Raw genomic sequence first — 19,308 nt, 5'->3', positions numbered from 1 at the left:
GGTTTCCCCTCATCCTGATGAGGCCCGTAGGGCCGTCTCGAAGGGCGAGGGGAATATCTACAGACTACACGAAGCGGTTTGCTTCAGCGCCGTAATAGGTGATGTAGCGGCTGGAGATGCGCTCGATCGGCAGAATGATGAACACATCGGTCGTGCCGAATGCTTCATCGATCACCGCGCCGTCGCCGATCATCGCGCCGAGGCGCAGATAACCCTTGACCAGCGGTGGCATGGAGAACAGCGCAACCTTGTTGTTGATCGCTTCCTTCGGCATCAGGTCCATTGGCTGATAGCGATGCGGCAGTGCGCGCACATCCCAGTCCGGCGTGGCGCGGCAGTTCTGGTGCAGGAACGACAGGCCAAGCGCGTGGGCGGCAGGAACCGGCCCATGGAACGAGGCGCAGCCGAACATCACGTCAATCGAATGGCGACGGCAATAGGCCCATGCACCCTGCCACAGCAGTTCGACTGTGCGCTTCGAACGGTATTCCGCCTTCACGCAGGAGCGGCCAAGCTCGAGCAGGTTGAGATTGGGGCGGGACAGCGCTAAGCGCTGCACGTCATATTCATCCGCCGAATAGAAACCGAGCGCCTTGTCGGCCTGATCGCTGCGCATCAGCCGGTAGGTGCCGACGATCTGCTTGTGTTCAGGGACCGGCAGGGCGGTATCATAAACGAGAAGGTGATCGCAGATCGTGTCGAAACGGTCGGCATCGCGAAGCTCCACGGCCTCGATGGATTCCTTGCGCGCGCCCATTTCTTCGAAGAACACGCGGAAACGAAGTTCCTGCGCGGCTTCAATGGCTTCACGGGAGTTTGCAAGTCGCACTTCGAGCGAGCCGATACGTCCGAGAACGATCGGGTCATCACCGGTTGCGAATAGCGCCTGTTGTGCTTCTAAGCCTGACATGACCGTATCATCAATGATTTGCTGGCCCATTCCAAGCAGTACTGTCATGATGATTCGCTCCTGATTTGTCTATTCACGTATTCCTGAACCTTTTCTCACTGATTAAGCAGTGAAATCGGCCTTCTCATTCGTAGGACGGCGGCGCAGATGAACTGCAGCTTGCCGTGGTACTAGAGAGCGAGTGCTACGTGAGGATGACAGAAGCGTGTCACCAATGTGTCATTTCGGATAGGTGCCGCTTATCCCCTTCAAATGGCTTTAAAATTACGATCTTCACGTTATGCGAAAGCCCGATAACGATCAAGTTATCCACGCCCGGCAACAAATTGGGCGTCATATTAGCTTATCAACGGGCAGCGCGTTCGCGCCGCCAGCCGAGAAATTCTTCCAGAATGATCAGTGCAGCACCGATGGTGATAAAGGTGTCGGCTAAATTGAAGACGGCGAAAGACCATGTCGGCAGGTGGAACAGGATATAATCCACCACATAGCCGTGCATCACGCGGTCGATCAGATTGCCGACCGCGCCGCCGATCACCAGTGCAAAACCATAGCGGGCGAAGACGCGGTCCTGCGCATTGGTCCACCAGAGATAGAGCACGAAGACGATGACCGCAGCGGTAATCGCCACCAGACCCCAGTCGTGCAGCCCGGCGAGCATCGAGAAGGCGATGCCTTCATTATGCGTGCGAAACAGTGCGAGAAACGGCAGCAGGTCGATCTGCTGGGCGTAATCCATGCGGGTTTCAACCAGATGCTTGATGCCCTGATCAATCAGAACCGTGAGAATGACGACGAGAAGCGAAGACAGAACCGCGTGACGCTTCATCATTATCCCCTTGCGTCCAGGGTGAGCGCCTCACGGCGGATTTCATAGAGCATGACACCGGTGGCGATTGCCAGATTGAGCGAGTCGGCGCGGCCCGCCTGCGGAATGCGTGCAAGCTTGTCACACGCATTGGCGAGATTGTCCGGCAGACCCTGCTGCTCATTGCCCATCATCAGCACGACCGGCTTGTTGGCATAGGGAATCGTGCGGTAATCGACAGCGCCCTTCAGATGCGTGCCGACGATCAGACCGGAAAAACCCTTGCGCCAGTTGAGGAAGTCGTTTTCCGTCGTCTTGTAGAGCGGTACGGAAAAGACCGAGCCCATGGTGGCGCGCACGGTTTCGAGCGAATAGGGGTCCGTGGTGTCGCCGATCAGGATGACGCCCTTCGCACCAACTGCATCGGCGGTGCGGATGACCGTGCCGAGATTGCCCGGATCGCGCACGCGGTCGAGCGCGATATAGACGTCGTTATGCTTCGGCTTGAGGCTTGCCAGCGACTGGTATTGCTGTTCGAAAACACCAACCACCACCTGCGGATTATCGCGGCGGGTGATCGCGGCGATCACCTTTTCGGTCACTTCCAGCACCAGTCCGCCCTTGGCGAAGGTGCGGGCGGCAACCTGCTCGACCATTTTGTTGCCCTTGCCGGACTTGGCGAAAACCAGCGTCTTGATGCGCCAGTCCTGCTCCAGCGCGTCGATGACGAGCTTTAGCCCTTCGGCCAGAAATACGCCTTGCTGGTCACGGAATTTCTTCAATGCCAGCGAGCGCAGATCCTTCACGATCGGGTTGGTCAGGCTGGTGACTTCCTTCACCTGCCCGACTTTGGAGTGTCCCGATGCATGATCACCGCGCGAACCGCTGTTTCTGGAAAAATCGTCGTTACGGCTCATTTGGCTACCCAGCGGCTGAACATGGATGTTGAAAGCGCGCGTCCAGCAGAACGCTCACGCAGGATAAGCTCGCCCGATTCGACCGTGCCGCCAAGGCCGATGAACCGGTCGCGCATCAGTTCGTGAATGGCGAAAAAGGAAGCGCGGATCGAATAGGCGGTCAGGATCACGGCAAGCGGCTTCGGTGTCAGGATCGAGCGGCACGTATCGACCATTGCAGGCAGGTGCTCGAACAGTTGCCAGACTTCGCCGCTCGGGCCGCGTCCGTAAGCGGGCGGGTCGAGCAGGATGATGTCGTAGAAACTGCCGCGCCGTTCTTCGCGCGCCACGAATTTCATCGCGTCTTCGCAGATCCAGCGGATCGGCTTATCCGACAGTCCCGCCATTTCCTGATTTTCGCGCGCCCAGATAATGGCTTTCTTGGAGGCGTCGACATGGGTGACTTCCGCACCGGCGCGGGCGGCAACCAGCGAGGCAACGCCCGTATAGCCGAACAGGTTCAGCACCTTCACGCTACGCCCGGATTTTACCCCGTCGCGAATGAGGCCGTCCATGTAAGACCAGTGCGCGGCCTGTTCTGGAAACACACCGACATGGCGGAACGAGGTGAAGCGACCGTGAAAGGAGATACCGTCATGCTGCATCGGCCATGTTTCGCCGAGCGGCACTTTGGGAAACGCCCAGCGTCCAATGCCTTCTTCATCCGTATTGCCGGTGAAGACCGCGTCGACCTGATCCCATTCCTTCTGCGGCAGGCTTGGCAGCCAGATCGCCTGACCTTCCGGGCGAACGATGCGGTAAGGACCGTATTGCTCAAGCTTCAGTCCGTTGCCGCTGTCGAGCAGCGCATAATCGGCGGATGGTTCGGTTTCGAGGATGACCGGCAATTTTTCGCCCGGGCGAGGGCCGGTATAGGGCTTGATTTCGCGCAGCGGCGCGACAACCCGTTCGCGTTCTTCAGTGGCTACGGGCTTGGGTGCGGCCTTGGCAAATTGCGGGCGCGGCTTCTTGAAAGCCGAACCTTTACCCGGATTGGCAGAATCGAACTTGTTCTCATGACGCGGCGCATCATGCTTCGCGCGTTCGAAACCGCGATCCAGTTTGCCGCCCGACGGCTTTTTGCCTTTTCCCTTTGGCGCTTTCACCCGAAACTCCAATCACAATGATTGCGGTCTAGGTAGGATAAACAAGGCCGGTGTGGAAGGGGGAAACGACGTTCTTTCGCGTGCGCAGGCCTTTTCAAGGCCGTAAAACCCGGAAGTTCTGCTTCCGGGCCTGAGAAAAGCGGGCGTTTCAGGAGTTCGCGACCGATGTGTTGCGCCTTTCGGCGGCTTCGGCGCGTTCGAGAAGACGGGTCGCTTCCAGCTTGCGATCACGCGCTCTGCGGCGATGCTTGCCCTGCGTTAGCCAGGTGACCAGCGAACCGATCACCACGCCGATCAGCAACGCGCCAAACAGCCAGATGAACAGTGGCGCGCTGTAGGACAGCGCTGGATTACCCGGATTGAACGGATCGACCGTCAGAATCGTGGTGGCACGATTGGCAACCGACAGCGCGATCAGAATGACCGCGAGCGGGACCAGAATGACGATTGCGACGATACGTTTTGCCAGCATGATCTTCTATCAGACGGCGCCGTTGAGACGGTCGCGCAGTTCCTTGCCGGTCTTGAAGAAGGGAACCCACTTTTCTTCCACGTCCACCGTTTCGCCGGTGCGTGGGTTGCGGCCGCTGCGGGCCGGACGGTTCTTGACCGAGAAAGCGCCAAAGCCACGCAGCTCGACGCGGTTACCGTCCGCGAGGGCATTGGTGATCTCGTCGAAAACCGCGCCGACGATGTTTTCGACATCGCGCTGAAAGAGATGCGGATTGCGGCTGGCGATAATCTGAACGAGTTCCGATTTGATCACGGCTTTAAACCCCTGTTTCCTGTTCTTGTACTGTCAGGCCTGACGCCAGACATTGTTAGGTCGCTGAATTTACGTCAATTTACGTCTGGCTTTCCATCAACGTGCCAAACCGAGAGAAGTCCGTCAAGAAAGATGCGATCCTTTGCTATCTCCTTGAGCATACTATCGGCTTCCTGAGGCACACCGATGAGCCGCGCACCGGCATGAATGAGGAGATCGCGCAGCGAAAATCCTGTTTCACTGTTGACCGGCTTCCATTCAAGACGAGGCAATTTGGTGGAAACGCCCTTGGTGCCGAGCCAGGCAACCGCTTCGTCTTCGCCGCCAAGCCCGTCGATGAGTTTCTTTTCCAGCGCCTGACGGCCTGTGAAAACCGCTCCATTGGCCAATGCAAGCGCCTGTTCATGCGTGAAGGAGCGGCGCTTTTCCACAATGTCCACAAACCATGCATAGGAATCCATGATCATATTGCGGATCATGCCTTTTGCTTCTTCGCTGGCCGGGCTGAAATAATTGGGTTCCGCCTTCAGCGGCGCGGACTTGATGGTTTCGACCTTCACGCCGATCGTATCGAGAAGCTTGGAAAGGTCGGGATACTGGAACAGCACGCCGATGGAGCCGACGATGGATGTCTGCCGCGCCACGATATGGTCGGAAGCGCTGGCGATCATATAACCGGCAGACGCCGCCAGCGTGCCGACCTGCGTGACGACTGGCTTCTTTTCGGCGATTTTACGGACGGCTTCATAAATGGCTTCGCCGCCGACGGTGGTGCCACCGGGCGAATCGAGAACCAGAATCACGCCCTTGACCGCATCGTTCTTGGCAATCCTGTCGAGGCGCTTCAGAAGCTCCTCATTCTCGAAGATGGTGCCTTCGATGCGCACCTTGGCGATGTGCGGCTGGGAGAAATTCGTGCCGCGCATCGACCATGAGGCGAACCCGACGACAAGAAGGGCGAGCAGAAGCAGAAATGCCACGCGCCAAACGGTCAGCTTGCGGCGCAGCTTTCGTCTTTCGATCAGTGCTTCGGCGTCCTGGGCCATTCTGTCCATCCATTCGTCTTTATAAATGCGACCAGCCTCGATGGGCGGTCATGAAAATCCATGTCGATCTTTGTGCCTTCAATTAAGTCAGGCGGCAAGACGCTTCAATCTTGTTACGCATTTCAAAGAGATAGTGCTGCACAACTGCATTGTCATGACATTCGTGTGCGAGATTCTGTCTCTAACCAGAAACAAGGTGTTCAATTGCAAGTTACGCATGCGCGTGTCGCGCTGTAACGCAGGGCCTTTTTGTGGTATCAAAGAGTTGATTAGCATTCTACCTAATTGGTGGCTGTGCTGATTGCGATGAATTATCAATGAGATAGCAAGGCTTGTCTATGTTTTTTGGACAGGTGCGATATTTTGCGCCGCCATCACGCTATTGAGCATCCGCGCAAATTATCCCAAATAAACCATATTGAAGTGAAAGAGCGCCTATTGATTGCAGGTAGTGAGCCTCTACATCGAGCGCATTCTGATCTTTGACTGGAAATTCTTGAATTGACTACAGTGGATTATCTGAAGGACGTCATGACTACCGACACCACTAACAGCCCTGTTGCGCAGACCGCAGCCCCTTCCGGGCGCGGCAAGGGCGGCGTGCGTTTTGGTGCGTCCCAGAAAGCCGAGTCGCTTTTTCATGCTGCGCAGCGCCATTCGGTTCGCGTGCGAGTGCTGAAAACCGCCCTGCCGGTTGCCGCCATCGCGCTTGCAGCCGTTTTCTCCTGGTATACGTTTCTCGCCACGCCCGCCACGCCGATCAAGGTCGAGATGAATACGGGCGGCGAAAATGGCAAGCTCGTCATGTCGAGCCCGCATTTGAACGGCTATAATAAGGACAACAAGCCTTATTCGATGACGGCTTCCAGAGCGACGCAGGAAGCTAATAATAGCGGTGTCATCACGCTTGAAGGTATTCAGGCCGAATTGCCGGTGGGCGACCGGGGCGTGGCCAAAGTCGAGGCTGCATCCGGCATTTACGATAATGCGAATGGTCGTTTGCAACTTGATAAGGACTTTATCGTAACCACGAATGAAGGTTTGCGTGCTGTGATGCACTCGGCGGATGTCAATCTGAAGAGCGGACAGATCACAACCGACAAGCCGGTCGATATTCGCAACGGAAATACGCATATTCTGGCCGACAGCATGCAGGTCAAGGACAATGGCAAGGTTCTGATTTTTGAGAACCGCGTTCAGATGACCGTTGACGGCAGCGTGATTTCGGGAAACAAGGCGCCCTGACCGGGCGCTGGATAAGGGCATATCAAGCGTTCAACCGTACTTTTTGGTATGGCGCGGATTTGTTTTTGTACGCATTTTGTGAAGCCTAATGTTCCCATTTGGCGGCAAAGTGCTTAATGTTGCATCTGGACGCAGGTTGTTCAAAGCTTAAGCGCCTGCATTCGGGGGACTGAAGATTTATGGAACGTGAGACGGGCAAGATGATCAAGGGCACTATGGCTCGCACGATGCGGGCAGGATTCGCAGTTCTGGCGCTTGGCATCGTTGCCGCTCCTTTTGCCGCTTCGGCGCAGGAAGCCGCAGGCGGCGCAGTGAACGGGCTCAAGCTTTCCAACAGCAAGGCACCGGTCAAGATCGACGCCGACAAGCTGGAAATGCGCGACAAGGAAGGCGTTGCGGTTTTCACCGGCAATGTTTCCGTTGCGCAGGGCGATGCCCTGCTGAAGGCAGGTCTGATGACCGTCTATTACAACAAGGCTGCCAAAGACGATAAGGGCGAAGCCCCGAAAGAACCGGCAAGTGCGGGTGTTGGTGGTCTCGATTCGTCGAGCATCGATCACATCGACATTTCCGGCAAGGTTTACCTGAAGTCCGGCACGCAGGTCGCAACGGGCGATACCGGCCGTTACGACGCGAAGAATCAGATCATGATTCTCGAAGGCTCGAAGGTCGTTCTGACCGACGGTGACAATGTCGTCACCGGCTGCAAGCTGACGGCGCATCTCGATACTGGCCGCGCCAATGTCGAAAGCTGCAAGAGCGGTGCGAACAGCAAGGGTCGCGTGTCGATCATCATGGCGCCGAAGGATCAACAGCAGGGCGGTGCCGCGCCCAAGCAGAACTGACCGGGGCGTCACGCGTGGGATTGTTCTGGAACAAGAAAGCCGGTGAACCGCAGGCGGTTGCCGAGAGTGCCGACTCTTCGGGCGGTGCGCATGGCGTCATGCCAGCACAGCCGGGCAAGACGGCGCGCCTGAAGGGCACGCTGGTCGCGCGCGGTCTCTGCAAGAGCTATCGCGGTCGTCAGGTCGTCAATGGTGTGTCGTTCGGCGTGCGCGCTGGCGAAGCGGTTGGCATCCTCGGTCCCAACGGTGCCGGCAAGACAACCTGTTTCTACATGGTGACAGGTCTGGTTCCAGCCGATGCCGGTTCCATCGAGATTGACGGTTTCGACGTCACATCCATGCCGATGTATCGTCGCTCGCGTCTAGGCATTGGCTATCTGCCGCAGGAAGCGTCCATTTTCCGTGGACTTTCGGTCGAGAACAATATCAAGGCCGTGCTTGAAGTGGTCGAAAAGGACCGCAAGAAGCGCGCTTCCGAACTCGACGCACTGCTGGAAGAATTCCACATTGCGCATCTGCGCAAGGCGCCCGCCATCTCGCTTTCGGGCGGTGAGCGGCGTCGTCTGGAAATTGCCCGCGCGCTTGCGTCGCGCCCGAATTTCATGCTGCTCGATGAGCCCTTCGCGGGCGTTGATCCCATTGCGGTTTCGGATATTCAGCAGCTCGTGCGTCATCTGACCAGTCGCGGCATCGGTGTTCTGATCACCGACCACAATGTGCGTGAAACGCTCGGTCTGATCGACCGCGCCTATATCATCCACGCCGGTCAGGTGCTGACCCATGGTCGCCCGGCCGAGATTGTCGCCAATCCGGATGTGCGCCGCCTCTATCTCGGTGATCAGTTCACGCTCTGATTATTCCTGAGTGAAAAACCCATTTGACCCGCAAGCTTCGGCTTCCGGGTCTATTTGAGCTGGCTAACATAAAAGCCGCTCCAAAAAATGCATCAATCTTGCGACTATTTTCCCCTTTTGTCCCAAAACTGCACATTCTGAATTGACAAGCAAGGATCATACCAGTTTTGATCAGGGAGAAACTCCGGTCATCAAGGCCGGGTGAAATAGCGGCTCAGGGTTTTGGTCGACCAGTCGTTCGCAGGGGGAATAACGCGTCGTATGGCTCTGTCGCCCAAGCTAGATTTCCGTCAGTCACAATCGCTGGTGATGACACCCCAGCTGATGCAGTCGATAAAACTGCTTCAGATGACGCATCTTGAGCTTGAGCATTTTCTCGATCTGGAAATTGAAAAGAATCCGCTGCTGGACAGAATAGAGGCAGCGAATGATGATTTCGCAGGCGCTGACGTTGCCCGTGACGATGATCGCTCTTCTGCAAGCGGCGACCCGACGGACGACCGCCAGTCGGATGAGGACGGCCTTTTTGATGAGGGGCAGGCGGACTGGTTCAAGACCGACGCGCCGGATGCTGCTGAAAATCTCTCCACCACTTTCGACAGTTCGCTGGAAAACATTTTTCCCGACGATCCGGGCCGTTATGACGAGATCAATCCCGACCTCGCCGCCCAGTGGAAATCGTCGACGCTCGACGCCTATAGCAGTGGCAGCGGTGGCGGATATGACCTTGATCAGGTGACGGCGAGCCGGGTCTCGCTGGCTGACTTTGTGGGCGAGCAGATCGCCCTGACCTTTTCGCAGACCTCTGACCGTTTCATCGCCATGGCTCTCGCCGATGCGCTGGACGAGAGCGGCTATCTGCGCGTGGACATTATCGGGCTGGCGCAAAATCTGGGCGTGGAGACCGCGCAGGTGGAGCGCGTTCTGGCCGTGATGCAAAGCTTTGATCCGCCTGGCATTTTTGCACGCGATCTGCGCGAATGCCTTGCGATCCAGCTGCGCCTGAAGGACCGTTTCGATCCGGCCATGGCGGCACTGGTCGATAATCTCGATCTGCTGGCGCGGCGCGATTTCGCCACGCTGAAAAAGCTCTGTGGTGTCGATCAGGCCGACATTCTCGACATGCTGTCCGAGATCCGCACACTGGATCCGAAGCCCGGCGCCTTGTTCGAAGTTGCGGTGGCCGACGCCATCGTGCCCGATGCGGTCGTCACGCCCTCGCGTGACGGTGGCTGGGCCATCGAGCTTAACCCGGCGGCCATGCCGAGGCTTATCGTCAATAATGAATATTATGCCGAGGTGAGCGCTTCGGTGAAGGCTGAGGAAAAGACATTTCTGGCCGATTGCATGCAGACGGCGAGCTGGCTGGTGCGCAGCCTGGATCAGCGCGCGCGAACGATTTTAAAGGTGACACAGGAAATCGTGCGCCAGCAGGACGGGTTTCTGCGCCACGGCGTCACGCATCTCAAGCCGCTGAACTTGCGCATGGTGGCCGATGCGGTGGGCATGCATGAATCCACCATCAGCCGCGTGACGGCGAACAAGTTCATGGAAACGCCACGCGGCGTGTTCGAATTGCGTTATTTCTTCACCGCTTCCATCGCCTCGTCGGAGGGCGGAGACGCCCATTCTTCCGAAAGTGTTCGGCATCGTATTCGCCAGATGATCGACGCTGAAAAGCCAGATGATGTCCTGTCTGACGATGCAATTGTTGATGCATTGAAGAAAGACGGTGTGGATATTGCGCGAAGAACTGTCGCAAAATATCGGGAATCGATGAATATTGCTTCATCGGTTCAGCGCAGGCGTGAGAAGAAAGCCAAGCTTTCTGTTTCTTAGAACACATCCCGGAACGCGAAACTGTTTTCGGACGAGATGCGTGTCAAAACAACTGTTTAAACCACCGGTTACCCGGTGGTCCGGAATAGACGATTGTACCTCCAGAGCGATTTTTGACCGGTTCAAACCCAAGAGAATGCTCTGAAATTTTGAACTTGAAGCACCGTTCGATCAGAAAAAATCGATCATGATCGCAAGAACCGGCAGCGCTTCGAGTTGGCCAACTGGCAGGAGGACCAATTGACAAGCGCCGTTTCAATCAATAGAAGCCCGGCTCGCGCTGCAACGCTTGCCCGAAAAAGCTGGAATAGTCCGGTTTTGCGGGCTTTTGCGAATGTGGCACAAAATATGCATCGGCTTTTTCTGAAAGAGTTAGCGGATGTCCGAGTGCTTAAAGGAAAGGCAGTTTAGCAGAAACGGCAACGATCACGCGTTTGGGGCGTTGCATAAGACAAGGAAGTTTCAAGGTGCCGTTTGACCGGTTTTTGATCGGAAAAGCGTGGATTTTGAAGGTGTTTCGGGGTTTCGACCGGCAAGCCGGATCAAGTCTGAAAAACCCGTAGGATGAATGCCATCTTTGATGACGGTTCGCTTTGCGCTTCGCTTGCCTTGTGATTAGACTAAGCCCTGTGGTGTAACGCAAATGAGGTGTGCCAAATGACTCTGCGTGTATCTGGAAAGCATATGGACGTCGGTGAAGCTTTCACAACCCGGATCGTAGATCGGGTGAATGAAACGGTCGGCAAATATTTCGATCATGGCTTTTCCGGGCAGGTAACGGTCTCGAAGTCCGGCTCACGGTTCAGTGCGGATTGTACATTGCACCTCGACAGTGGTGCGACGCTACAAAGCACTGGTGATGCGCAGGATCCGCAGCTGGCTTTTGATGCGGCAGCGGACAAGATTGAAACCCGCCTTCGGCGCTATAAGCGCCGTCTGAAGTCGCGTACGGCTACCCAGCCAAATGCGATCTATGACGACGTGGCATATCGTGTTATGGCACCGCTGCCGGAGGAAGAGGAGGAGCTTCCGGCTGATTATGCGCCTACCATTGTGGCGGAAACGTCTGTCGCCCTGCGCACCATGTCGGTGGCTTCGGCGGTGGTCGAGCTTGATCTGATTGAAAATCCGGTTCTGGTTTTCCGGAACGCGGGCAATGATGAAGTAAACATCGTCTACCGTCGAGCGGACGGCAATATCGGCTGGGTTGACCCATCGACGGTTACCCGCCAGGCCGCGCCTCGCGTCTGACGGCAAACCCGAAGCGCACGTTATGCGTAACCGCTGTGAAGGGCGGGCCCATTCGTGGGTAGTTGCGTGCGCTTCCTAAAACCGGGCCGAAAACGGCCTGATTGAAGAAGGAACGGAGAGAATGGATCTTAGTGATCTGATTCAGCCGGGGGCGATTATCCCCGCGCTGAAAGCCAGCTCCAAAAAGCAGCTTTTGCAGATTTTGTCTGAAAAGGCTGCGGAACTGACCGGTCTCCCTGAGCGTGAAGTTTTCGAAACAATTCTCCAGCGTGAACGCCTCGGTTCGACCGGGGTGGGCAGCGGTGTGGCTATCCCGCACGGTAAGCTGGCGAATATCGGCAAGATTGCCGGCATCTTCGCGCGCCTTGAAACGCCGGTTGATTTCGAGGCGCTGGATGATCAGCCTGTCGATCTCGTTTTCCTGCTGTTGGCCCCGGAAAATGCCGGGGCTGATCATCTGAAAGCCTTGTCGCGCATTGCGCGTATGCTCCGCGATCCGGATATGGTCGCCAAGCTGCGAGGCACACATGATGCACAGGCGCTTTATTCATTTCTGACAGCCCAGCCGGCCTCCAACGCCGCCTGAGCCTAAAAGCGCCGGATTTGTTCGTACCGGCGCTTTGAAATCGATTTTTGTGAAGCCGTCACTCGTTCAGAGTGGCGGCTTTTGCTATTTCCGCTATGCCGCATAGTATTATTAGGCTCGCTTAAAATATGGATTATGCGATGAATAGAACTCGTGTAGAAGGATTTTGTAAAACTCATAAAGATGGAAAATAAATTGAAGAAATATTTTTCAGCATTGATTGCTGCGATAGTATTTTCCGGTCCCGCATTGGCTGCTGAAAATAAAATTGAGTGTGTTGAGCGTGTTGGAAAAGAGTGTATCGCGAAGCACGGGAGTGATTTTCTGGGGTTCAATGCAGATTATCATGAATGCTTAGCGAAAAAATTGCCACTTTGCCCGGAATTTGGCAAGTAATTCATAATTTAATTATACTGAGGATATCAAATTCAAAAAAGTAATTTTTGCATTGATTGCTTTGGGGGCTGTCACCAATGTTGCATGGGCTGACAGAAGCGTGGTGTGTACCGAGCGGGCAAAAATAGAATGCGATACTCTGCCAGAGCTCGTCAAAGCTAGCGTTGATGCCTGTCGCAATCATCAATACAAAATGTGCATGGCGGAGAAGTTTCAGCCTAATCCCGTAAAGTAAATGCCATTGCGGTAATAAAAATTCTGCATTGAGAATTAATATCGTGTCACATTCAGTAGATTAATATTTTAAGTGATCAACACCATGTTCGGTATCTTTTCCAAGACAGAGTGCTCGTTGGACTGATGTCTTTATTGGTAATATGGAAATCAGTTTTTATATCATTATTTTAGATTGGTTTGAGGCAGCGAAAATTGAATAAATACATTTTCACCTTAATCGCTATTTTTACAGCTTTTAACGTCGCACTCGCCGATGGAAATGTGAATGATAAAGAGGAGGTCTGCAGAAAATACGCTTTGAGTCATTGCGTTGGACCGCTAAAGCCTATTTCTGACAAGCATTCATGTATTGAAGATAGATTCAAAGAATGTATGAATAAATAATATATACTTGATTTCTGAATTGCTCCTCTTTTTGCTTCCGTTTTTGCCCGGGCGAATACCAAGGCTTAATAAGAAAGCAATCCAGGACGGGAATGGAGCTGGGGTTTATTCGACATATAAAGCGCTTTAAGAGCGCCGAGGAGCTTTACTCGAAGCAGTAAAGACCAGCATGCAACTCTTACGCCAGCCACACAATAGTGGCGATAGCGGCTCTGCATAGCGTGGAGCCGCTATCGTTGCATATTCAGCAGGGCTGCCATTTTAGTTGAGCAGCACCGTGCGTAATTCGTGTTCATGTGCGCCTTGCAGCGCAGTAGCGCGGACATCGGAGAGCACAATCGGCTCGCCGCTTGCGCCAAAGAGAGCCCAGAGTTCAAGACCAGGCTCGATTGGTGGGAGGGCAGGGAAGCTGCGTGCCAGATCGTCGGAGCGGATCTTGCGTACGTAGGCAATTTCACCTTCGCCCAGATGAGCGAATTCATTTTCGGTGAGAACCTGTCTGTTCATGGTCTTAGCCTCCATTTGAGCGGCACACCATTCACGGCTATGCCGCACCAGAGCTTCACGATAGTTATCATAGCCTTAATGACTGAACGAAACCTGAACGTTTTTCAGTCTTTCACAGCTATGTTGATTTTCTTGATCAGCCGTTCCGGTTCCGGTCGGTCGAGATCGACAGCGAGAAGACCGTTTTTCAACTCGCAACCCAGCACCCGCATGCCATCGGCCAGCACGAACACACGCTGAAACTGACGGGCCGCGATGCCGCGGTGCAGATATTCGCGTTCGGTGTCGTCGGTCTGTCGCCCGCGGATGACAAGCTGGTTGTCTTCCGTCATGACGTCGAGATCTTCGCTGGAGAAACCTGCCACGGCAAGCGTAATGCGCAAGCGCTCAGAGCCTGTTTCACCGCGTAGGCGTTCGATATTATAGGGCGGGTAGCCATCGCCGGATTTGGCAATCCGTTCGAGTGTCTTTTCCATCGTGTCGAATCCGAGCAAGAGAGGGCTCGAAAACGGAGTCATTCTTGTCATTGCATCAGTCCTTGATGAGAAGCGACCGTTATGAAGAGAACCCGTTCGGCGTATCTCTCCGCTAACTGATATGGCTTGTGAAAAGCCCGACTTCAAGGGCCAATGCCGGAATCCCCCTTTGTCATATCGTAAAACGACGATGGGGCAGGGCGATACCCGCCACTGTTGCGGGGCGGATAGTGTCAAACTTAGCATATATTGAAACGCGCTCTACCGTCGTGCCTCGGCCAAGGCTGCGCGAAAGGCGGTGGCGAAGTTTTCGCGGTCGTCGGGGTTCAGAAAACTGCCGATGGCGACGTGCTTGTCGCGGCTTTCAACGCTCATATCCGTAATGCCGATATCCGGCTTTCGCGCCACGCGAAAGCGCGTCCAGAAGGGGTTGAACTGATGCGCCGTCATTTTGCCGGAAGGGGCATATTGGCGGATATGCAGGGCTGCGCGCGAAACGGAAATCTCTTCACGCGCCCGGGCAGAGCGGTAATTCCAGCGAAATGCCAGATAGATCAACAGCACATCGAGACCGAAAAAGCCGAAGATTGGCCATGCGCCAATGGACCAGAACAAAATTCCGACAAACAACCAGCAGCCGATAAGTGCCGCCATCAGGACGGTGAAGCCCGTGCGCCCCAGCGAGCGATAGGGCGTCAGCAAGGCTTCAAAAATAGGGGTCTCGAACCTGTCCGGTTCCGCGCCGTCTGGATGGTGCATTGAAGTCTGAACCCTTGATCTGAAAGCCGCCTGCGTCAAGCTGCGGGTTGTCTTCCAGGAACAGACCTCAGTATAGAGACAGAATGCAAAAGGCCAAAATCAAATCGCCCGTGACAGTTTCCGTCGCCGCAAGCAGCCCGGCAGCGAGCCCCGCCGTTCGTCGCCCGCGCCGCGTGGCCGGTACGCTTTATACGGCTGACGAGATTCACGAAATCTTCCGCCGGTTCTCCGTGCAGCGCCCGGAACCGAAGGGCGAACTGGAGCATGTGAACGCCTTCACCTTGCTGGTGGCGGTGGTGCTATCCGCTCAGGCGACGGATGCGGGCGTCAACAAGGCGACGCGCGGTCTGTTTGCCGTCGCTGACACGCCGCAGAAAATGCTGGCGCTGGGTGAGGAAAAGGTCGGCAATTATATTCGTACCATCGGCCTTTGGCGCAACAAGGCGAAGAATGTCATCCTGCTTTCGGAAGCGCTGATCCGCGACCATGGCGGTGAGGTGCCGGGCGACCGCGACGCGCTGGTCAAACTGCCGGGCGTCGGACGCAAGACGGCCAATGTCGTGCTCAACATGTCGTTCGGCCAGCCGACCATGGCAGTGGACACGCATATATTGCGCATCGGCAACCGGATCGGTCTGGCGCCGGGCAAGACGCCGGATGCGGTCGAGGCCATATTGGTGCGGGTCATTCCGGCGGAATATATGCTGCACGCCCATCACTGGCTGATCCTGCACGGGCGCTATACCTGCAAGGCGCGCAAGCCCGAATGCGAGCATTGTGTCATCGCCGATATCTGCAAATCGCCGGACAAGACCTGCGATGTGCCTGCCGCGCTGATTCCGCTTCCGCCTCAGGCGTAAGTTTTGACAGGCTTGGCGGCCTCGCGCTGCGAAATGGCTTTGTGCAGATGCACCATGAGTGCTGCCGCGAAAAGCGGGGTCAGAAGATTGACCAGCGGAATGGCCATGAAACCGGCAATCAGCAAGCCCGCCAGAAAGACCGTCACGCCATAATGGGAGCGCAGCGCCTTGGCTTCCGCTTCGGTGCGATAGCGCATGGCGGCAAATTCGAAAAACTCGCGCCCGAGCAGATAGGCGTTGATGACGAAAAAGGCGATCAGGTTGATGCCCGGCACAAAGAGCAGGGCGAGAGCCAGAAGATTGCCAAGGATCACCACGCCGAGGAATTTCAGTGAAACCACGATGGAGCGTCCAAGCGGCAGGGCGTCGCCCGCCGGGTCGTTTGGATAATCCGTGCGCTCGACCACTTCGGCAACATCATCAAGGAACAGACCTGCCACAAGCGCCGTGACGGGCGCGATCATCAGCGCCAGAACAAGCGCCAGCCCAAGCCCCGCCGCAATGGCGGCGACGATACCCAGCCAGCCTGCCCAGGCGGGCATGCCGGGCAGCAATTGCTCCATCCACGGCCAGGCATAGATAAAAAAGATTTGACGAATACTGGCCCAGAGACCGGCCAGCAGCAAAAGCGTCAAACCCAGCGTTTTCCAGAAAACCGAGCGAAACTCCGGCGTCAGCAGACGATTCAGGGCTTTCAGGGCGGCGTCTATGATCATTCTTTTTCCGTTTTGAGCCTGTTTTGGCTGTGGACGAAATGAAAATAGGTATGGCCATCGGGCCGCGCAAGCCAGACTACCCACATACCGGGATCGTGGCGGGGTAGCCAAAGAGGGAGCAAAAGGTTAAACCCGCACCCGAATATCTATCCCACCGTATCACGTTCAGGATAGATAGCTGGCGCCAAAGCCTCCTCCTGCCCGAACGGAAGCAGGCTGGAGAATTGAAAAAAGGGGAGCTTCTCGAGCTCATGGCCACATTCGACGTTCTTTGCATCGGCAATGCCATTGTCGATATTCTCTCGCGTACGGACGACTCTTTCCTCGAAGCCAACGGTATCGTCAAAGGTGCAATGAACCTGATCGATGCCGATCGCGCAGAATTGCTCTATAGCCGGATCGCAGGTCCGGCGACGGAAATGTCCGGCGGCAGCGCGGGCAACACAGCGGCAGGCGTTGCCAGCCTCGGCGGACGTTCCGCCTATTTCGGCAAGGTGGCGACTGACCATCTTGGACGTGTTTTCGCGCATGATATCCGCGCGCAGGGCGTGGCCTTTGATACGCGTCCACTGGAAAAGGGTTCGCCAACCGCCCGCTCGATGATTTTCGTGACGCCGGATGGCGAACGCTCGATGAATACTTTCCTCGGCGCCTGCGTCGAGCTTGGACCGGAAGACGTCGAGACCTCCAAGGTCGCCGATGCCAAGGTCACCTATTTCGAAGGCTATCTGTGGGATCCGCCCCGCGCCAAGGAAGCCATCGTGATGGCTTCGAAGATCGCGCATGAGGCAGGTCATGAAGTGGCCATGACGCTCTCCGATCCGTTCTGTGTCGACCGCTATCGCGAAGAGTTCCGCGACCTGATGCGCCAGCGCACGGTCGATATCGTTTTTGCTAATGAAGACGAAGCCAAGTCGCTCTACCAGACCAAATCGCTCGAAACGGCGATTGCCTCGATGCGCATGGATTGCAAGCTGTCGATCATCACGCGCTCGGAAAAGGGCGCAGTCATTGTGACGCCTGATCAGACGCTGACCGTTCCGGCCATCGAGATCGACGAACTGGTCGACACGACCGGCGCGGGCGATCTTTATGCAGCAGGTTTCCTCTATGGTTATACCAAGGACCGCTCGCTGGAAGATTGCGCACGGCTCGGCTCGCTTGCCGCCGGTCTCATCATCCAGCAGATGGGCCCGCGTCCGCTGCTCAGCCTTCAGGCCGCTGCAAGTCAGGCTGGCCTGATATAATCACTACTCGGACCGAATGATCCGGTCGCGCTGGAGTTCTTCTTCTGTGCGGCCGGGACGGCTTTTATAAACCGGCAGATTCCAGCCGAAATAAAGCGCTCCGCCGCGCACGGTAAAACTGGTCAGCGCCGCGACCACTGCCGAAAAGAACGGATCGACGCCAAGGCGCGCCAGCCCGACATAGAGGCAGGCTCCCGCCAGCGCCGCCGTGATATAGATTTCCCGCCGCATGATCACCGATGGCTCTCCGGCCACCATATCGCGCAGGATGCCGCCCAGCGTGGCAGTGAAAATGCCGGTGACGATGGCCACCGGTGCGCTGACGCCGAGAGCAAGCCCCTTGGCCGCACCCATGACCGTATAGGCCGACATGCCGATGGCATCGAGCCAGAGCAGCACGCGATAGCGTGATTCCACCATATGGGCGGTAAAATAGACCGCGAAGGCGGCCAGTGTGCCCGCCAGCAGGTAGATCGGCTCCTGAACCCAGAAAACCGGTGTGCTCAGGATGAGATCGCGCAGCGTTCCGCCGCCGATGCCGGTGATATTGGCAAGAAAGATGAAGCCGACAATGTCGAGCTGTCGCCGCGAGGCGGCAAGCGCGCCAGTTGCCGCGAAGACGAAAACACCCGCAAAGTTCAGAAACTGTACGACGGTCACGCGGCTTCCCCCAGCAAGATATGTGACGCGATTTTCTATTGCTCTGCGCGCCTTGGCAATATGGCTGTATGAGCGCAGGTCAGCAGATACAAAAAAGCGGCGGATGGACCGCCGCTTTTTCTGTCATCTCATTCGCTCAGCGTATCAGCTGTCGCCTTCCGCGCCACCGGTCTCGGCAGCAGCTTTCGGGCCGCCCTTGGATACGCCGACCATGGCCGGGCGCAGGACGCGGTCACCAATGGCGTAACCAGCCTGCACAACCTGCACGACGGTGTTGTTCGGCAGATCCGGGTTCGGCACTTCGAACATGGCCTGATGGAAGTTCGGATCGAACTTCTGGCCTTCCGGCTCAAGCTTGGTGACGCCGTGGCGTTCCAGAGCCTGCAACATGGCGCGTTCGGTCATTTCCACGCCTTCGGCCAGAGACTTCAGGCTGGCGTCGGCTTCCAGCATCTCGGGCGGAATGGTGTCGATGGCGCGGCGCAGATTGTCGGAAACCGACAGCATGTCGCGGGCAAAATTGGTCACCGCATAGGTGCGGGCATCCTGCACGTCGCGCTGGGTGCGCTTGCGCAGGTTTTCCATTTCGGCAGCAACGCGCAGAACCTGATCCTTGAGTTCCTTGTTATCGGCTTCGAGCGCGAGAATCCGGTTTGCGGTTTCATCAGCCGCATTGTCCGCTTCGTCTTCCGCAACTTCGGCGCTGGCTTCGGCCTTGCGCGCTTTCAGGAAATCGGCGGCAGCCCGGTTCAGCGCCTCACGATCCCGTGGATTGTTGATGTCGCGCTGCTCAAGATCGGGGTTCTGGGTTTTGTTCTTTTCGTCAGACATAATGCTTCTTCCGTCTTGAATAT

At 56.2% G+C, this 19,308-nt stretch carries 22 protein-coding genes; 9 read left to right on the top strand and 13 right to left on the bottom strand.

Going from position 1 to position 19,308, the window contains the following annotated elements:
- Nucleotides 1-64: 64 nt before the first annotated feature.
- From FHW00_RS00275 to sppA, 7 genes are all read right to left on the bottom strand, one after another.
- On the bottom strand, nt 65-958 hold the full coding sequence (locus FHW00_RS00275) for a GNAT family N-acetyltransferase (RefSeq protein ID WP_176168338.1): 894 nt from the start codon (nt 956-958) through the stop codon (nt 65-67).
- A 298-nt stretch (nt 959-1,256) separates the two neighbouring features.
- On the bottom strand, nt 1,257-1,739 hold the full coding sequence (lspA, locus tag FHW00_RS00270; protein WP_078339647.1) for a signal peptidase II: 483 nt from the start codon (nt 1,737-1,739) through the stop codon (nt 1,257-1,259).
- Nucleotides 1,740-1,741: 2 nt separating this feature from the next.
- Nucleotides 1,742-2,635 (bottom strand): TrmH family RNA methyltransferase, encoded by an 894-nt coding sequence (locus FHW00_RS00265; protein ID WP_078339646.1) that lies wholly within the window; start codon nt 2,633-2,635, stop codon nt 1,742-1,744.
- On the bottom strand, nt 2,632-3,780 hold the full coding sequence (locus FHW00_RS00260) for a class I SAM-dependent methyltransferase (RefSeq protein WP_078339645.1): 1,149 nt from the start codon (nt 3,778-3,780) through the stop codon (nt 2,632-2,634). Before FHW00_RS00260 ends, FHW00_RS00265 begins: the two co-directional genes overlap by 4 nt.
- A gap of 148 nt (nt 3,781-3,928) precedes the next feature.
- The gene (locus FHW00_RS00255) at nt 3,929-4,252 is read right to left on the bottom strand and encodes a LapA family protein (protein ID WP_078339644.1); all 324 of its coding nucleotides are present in this window, start codon (nt 4,250-4,252) and stop codon (nt 3,929-3,931) included.
- A 9-nt stretch (nt 4,253-4,261) separates the two neighbouring features.
- Nucleotides 4,262-4,546 (bottom strand): integration host factor subunit beta, encoded by a 285-nt coding sequence (locus FHW00_RS00250; protein WP_061344837.1) that lies wholly within the window; start codon nt 4,544-4,546, stop codon nt 4,262-4,264.
- 74 nt (nt 4,547-4,620) lie between these two features.
- The gene (gene sppA / locus FHW00_RS00245; protein ID WP_078339643.1) at nt 4,621-5,592 is read right to left on the bottom strand and encodes a signal peptide peptidase SppA; all 972 of its coding nucleotides are present in this window, start codon (nt 5,590-5,592) and stop codon (nt 4,621-4,623) included.
- 531 nt (nt 5,593-6,123) lie between these two features.
- Between sppA and lptC the strand changes: the two genes are divergently transcribed.
- The 7 genes from lptC to FHW00_RS00210 all read left to right on the top strand — a co-directional run bounded on the left by lptC (nt 6,124) and on the right by FHW00_RS00210 (nt 12,608).
- A complete protein-coding gene (lptC, locus tag FHW00_RS00240; RefSeq protein WP_078339702.1) occupies nt 6,124-6,837 on the top strand; it encodes an LPS export ABC transporter periplasmic protein LptC in 714 nt (237 codons plus the stop codon).
- A 179-nt stretch (nt 6,838-7,016) separates the two neighbouring features.
- Nucleotides 7,017-7,682 (top strand): LptA/OstA family protein, encoded by a 666-nt coding sequence (locus FHW00_RS00235; RefSeq protein ID WP_078339642.1) that lies wholly within the window; start codon nt 7,017-7,019, stop codon nt 7,680-7,682.
- Nucleotides 7,683-7,696: 14 nt separating this feature from the next.
- The gene (gene lptB, locus FHW00_RS00230; protein WP_078339641.1) at nt 7,697-8,536 is read left to right on the top strand and encodes an LPS export ABC transporter ATP-binding protein; all 840 of its coding nucleotides are present in this window, start codon (nt 7,697-7,699) and stop codon (nt 8,534-8,536) included.
- 261 nt (nt 8,537-8,797) lie between these two features.
- Nucleotides 8,798-10,375 (top strand): RNA polymerase factor sigma-54, encoded by a 1,578-nt coding sequence (rpoN, locus tag FHW00_RS00225; RefSeq protein ID WP_078339640.1) that lies wholly within the window; start codon nt 8,798-8,800, stop codon nt 10,373-10,375.
- A gap of 657 nt (nt 10,376-11,032) precedes the next feature.
- Complete coding sequence (hpf, locus tag FHW00_RS00220) at nt 11,033-11,626, top strand: ribosome hibernation-promoting factor, HPF/YfiA family (RefSeq protein WP_078339639.1); 594 nt, start codon at nt 11,033-11,035, stop codon at nt 11,624-11,626.
- A 121-nt stretch (nt 11,627-11,747) separates the two neighbouring features.
- Nucleotides 11,748-12,212, top strand: a complete 465-nt coding sequence (ptsN, locus tag FHW00_RS00215; protein ID WP_078339638.1) for a PTS IIA-like nitrogen regulatory protein PtsN — start codon at nt 11,748-11,750, stop codon at nt 12,210-12,212.
- Nucleotides 12,213-12,407: 195 nt separating this feature from the next.
- Nucleotides 12,408-12,608 carry a hypothetical protein gene (locus tag FHW00_RS00210; RefSeq protein WP_078339637.1) on the top strand — a complete coding sequence of 67 codons (201 nt, stop codon included), beginning with the start codon at nt 12,408-12,410 and terminating at the stop codon, nt 12,606-12,608.
- An 882-nt stretch (nt 12,609-13,490) separates the two neighbouring features.
- On the opposite strand, the gene FHW00_RS00205 is transcribed toward FHW00_RS00210, so the two are convergent.
- From FHW00_RS00205 to FHW00_RS00195, 3 genes are all read right to left on the bottom strand, one after another.
- Nucleotides 13,491-13,736 (bottom strand): BQ00720 family protein, encoded by a 246-nt coding sequence (locus tag FHW00_RS00205; RefSeq protein WP_078339635.1) that lies wholly within the window; start codon nt 13,734-13,736, stop codon nt 13,491-13,493.
- Nucleotides 13,737-13,840: 104 nt separating this feature from the next.
- A complete protein-coding gene (locus FHW00_RS00200) occupies nt 13,841-14,263 on the bottom strand; it encodes an Hsp20 family protein (protein ID WP_078339634.1) in 423 nt (140 codons plus the stop codon).
- A gap of 210 nt (nt 14,264-14,473) precedes the next feature.
- The gene (locus FHW00_RS00195; RefSeq protein ID WP_078339633.1) at nt 14,474-14,971 is read right to left on the bottom strand and encodes a DUF2244 domain-containing protein; all 498 of its coding nucleotides are present in this window, start codon (nt 14,969-14,971) and stop codon (nt 14,474-14,476) included.
- 83 nt (nt 14,972-15,054) lie between these two features.
- Here FHW00_RS00195 and nth point away from each other — a divergent pair, with 83 nt between their 5' ends.
- On the top strand, nt 15,055-15,831 hold the full coding sequence (gene nth / locus FHW00_RS00190; RefSeq protein WP_078339632.1) for an endonuclease III: 777 nt from the start codon (nt 15,055-15,057) through the stop codon (nt 15,829-15,831).
- Here the strand turns inward: nth and FHW00_RS00185 are convergent.
- A complete protein-coding gene (locus FHW00_RS00185) occupies nt 15,822-16,547 on the bottom strand; it encodes a sulfate transporter family protein (protein WP_078339631.1) in 726 nt (241 codons plus the stop codon). The genes nth and FHW00_RS00185 overlap by 10 nt on opposite strands.
- Nucleotides 16,548-16,798: 251 nt before the next feature.
- Between FHW00_RS00185 and FHW00_RS00180 the strand changes: the two genes are divergently transcribed.
- Complete coding sequence (locus FHW00_RS00180; protein WP_078339630.1) at nt 16,799-17,794, top strand: adenosine kinase; 996 nt, start codon at nt 16,799-16,801, stop codon at nt 17,792-17,794.
- Between the two features lie 3 nt (nt 17,795-17,797).
- On the opposite strand, the gene FHW00_RS00175 is transcribed toward FHW00_RS00180, so the two are convergent.
- Nucleotides 17,798-18,454 (bottom strand): trimeric intracellular cation channel family protein, encoded by a 657-nt coding sequence (locus FHW00_RS00175; RefSeq protein WP_078339629.1) that lies wholly within the window; start codon nt 18,452-18,454, stop codon nt 17,798-17,800.
- A 144-nt stretch (nt 18,455-18,598) separates the two neighbouring features.
- Nucleotides 18,599-19,285, bottom strand: coding sequence for a nucleotide exchange factor GrpE (gene grpE, locus FHW00_RS00170; RefSeq protein ID WP_078339628.1), 687 nt, complete (start codon nt 19,283-19,285; stop codon nt 18,599-18,601).
- Between the last annotated feature and the right edge of the window lie 23 nt (nt 19,286-19,308).

This window comes from Ochrobactrum sp. P6BSIII (assembly GCF_014138065.1).
In the GTDB taxonomy this organism is placed as follows: Bacteria; Pseudomonadota; Alphaproteobacteria; order Rhizobiales; family Rhizobiaceae; genus Brucella.
The sequence above is the reverse complement of the archived record's forward strand: the minus strand, read 5'-3'. Positions and strand labels throughout refer to the sequence as shown.

Bases quoted from the DNA above. Each gene is read 5' to 3' on its own strand.
- FHW00_RS00275 (WP_176168338.1), bottom strand. From the start codon at position 958: ATGACAGTACTGCTTGGAATGGGCCAGCAAATCATTGATGATACGGTC.
- lspA (WP_078339647.1), bottom strand. From the start codon at position 1,739: ATGAAGCGTCACGCGGTTCTGTCTTCGCTTCTCGTCGTCATTCTCACG.
- FHW00_RS00265 (WP_078339646.1), bottom strand. From the start codon at position 2,635: ATGAGCCGTAACGACGATTTTTCCAGAAACAGCGGTTCGCGCGGTGAT.
- FHW00_RS00255 (WP_078339644.1), bottom strand. From the start codon at position 4,252: ATGCTGGCAAAACGTATCGTCGCAATCGTCATTCTGGTCCCGCTCGCG.
- sppA (WP_078339643.1), bottom strand. From the start codon at position 5,592: ATGGCCCAGGACGCCGAAGCACTGATCGAAAGACGAAAGCTGCGCCGC.
- lptC (WP_078339702.1), top strand. From the start codon at position 6,124: ATGACTACCGACACCACTAACAGCCCTGTTGCGCAGACCGCAGCCCCT.
- FHW00_RS00235 (WP_078339642.1), top strand. From the start codon at position 7,017: ATGGAACGTGAGACGGGCAAGATGATCAAGGGCACTATGGCTCGCACG.
- rpoN (WP_078339640.1), top strand. From the start codon at position 8,798: ATGGCTCTGTCGCCCAAGCTAGATTTCCGTCAGTCACAATCGCTGGTG.
- hpf (WP_078339639.1), top strand. From the start codon at position 11,033: ATGACTCTGCGTGTATCTGGAAAGCATATGGACGTCGGTGAAGCTTTC.
- ptsN (WP_078339638.1), top strand. From the start codon at position 11,748: ATGGATCTTAGTGATCTGATTCAGCCGGGGGCGATTATCCCCGCGCTG.
- FHW00_RS00205 (WP_078339635.1), bottom strand. From the start codon at position 13,736: ATGAACAGACAGGTTCTCACCGAAAATGAATTCGCTCATCTGGGCGAA.
- FHW00_RS00200 (WP_078339634.1), bottom strand. From the start codon at position 14,263: ATGACAAGAATGACTCCGTTTTCGAGCCCTCTCTTGCTCGGATTCGAC.
- FHW00_RS00195 (WP_078339633.1), bottom strand. From the start codon at position 14,971: ATGCACCATCCAGACGGCGCGGAACCGGACAGGTTCGAGACCCCTATT.
- nth (WP_078339632.1), top strand. From the start codon at position 15,055: ATGCAAAAGGCCAAAATCAAATCGCCCGTGACAGTTTCCGTCGCCGCA.
- FHW00_RS00185 (WP_078339631.1), bottom strand. From the start codon at position 16,547: ATGATCATAGACGCCGCCCTGAAAGCCCTGAATCGTCTGCTGACGCCG.
- FHW00_RS00180 (WP_078339630.1), top strand. From the start codon at position 16,799: ATGGCCACATTCGACGTTCTTTGCATCGGCAATGCCATTGTCGATATT.
- grpE (WP_078339628.1), bottom strand. From the start codon at position 19,285: ATGTCTGACGAAAAGAACAAAACCCAGAACCCCGATCTTGAGCAGCGC.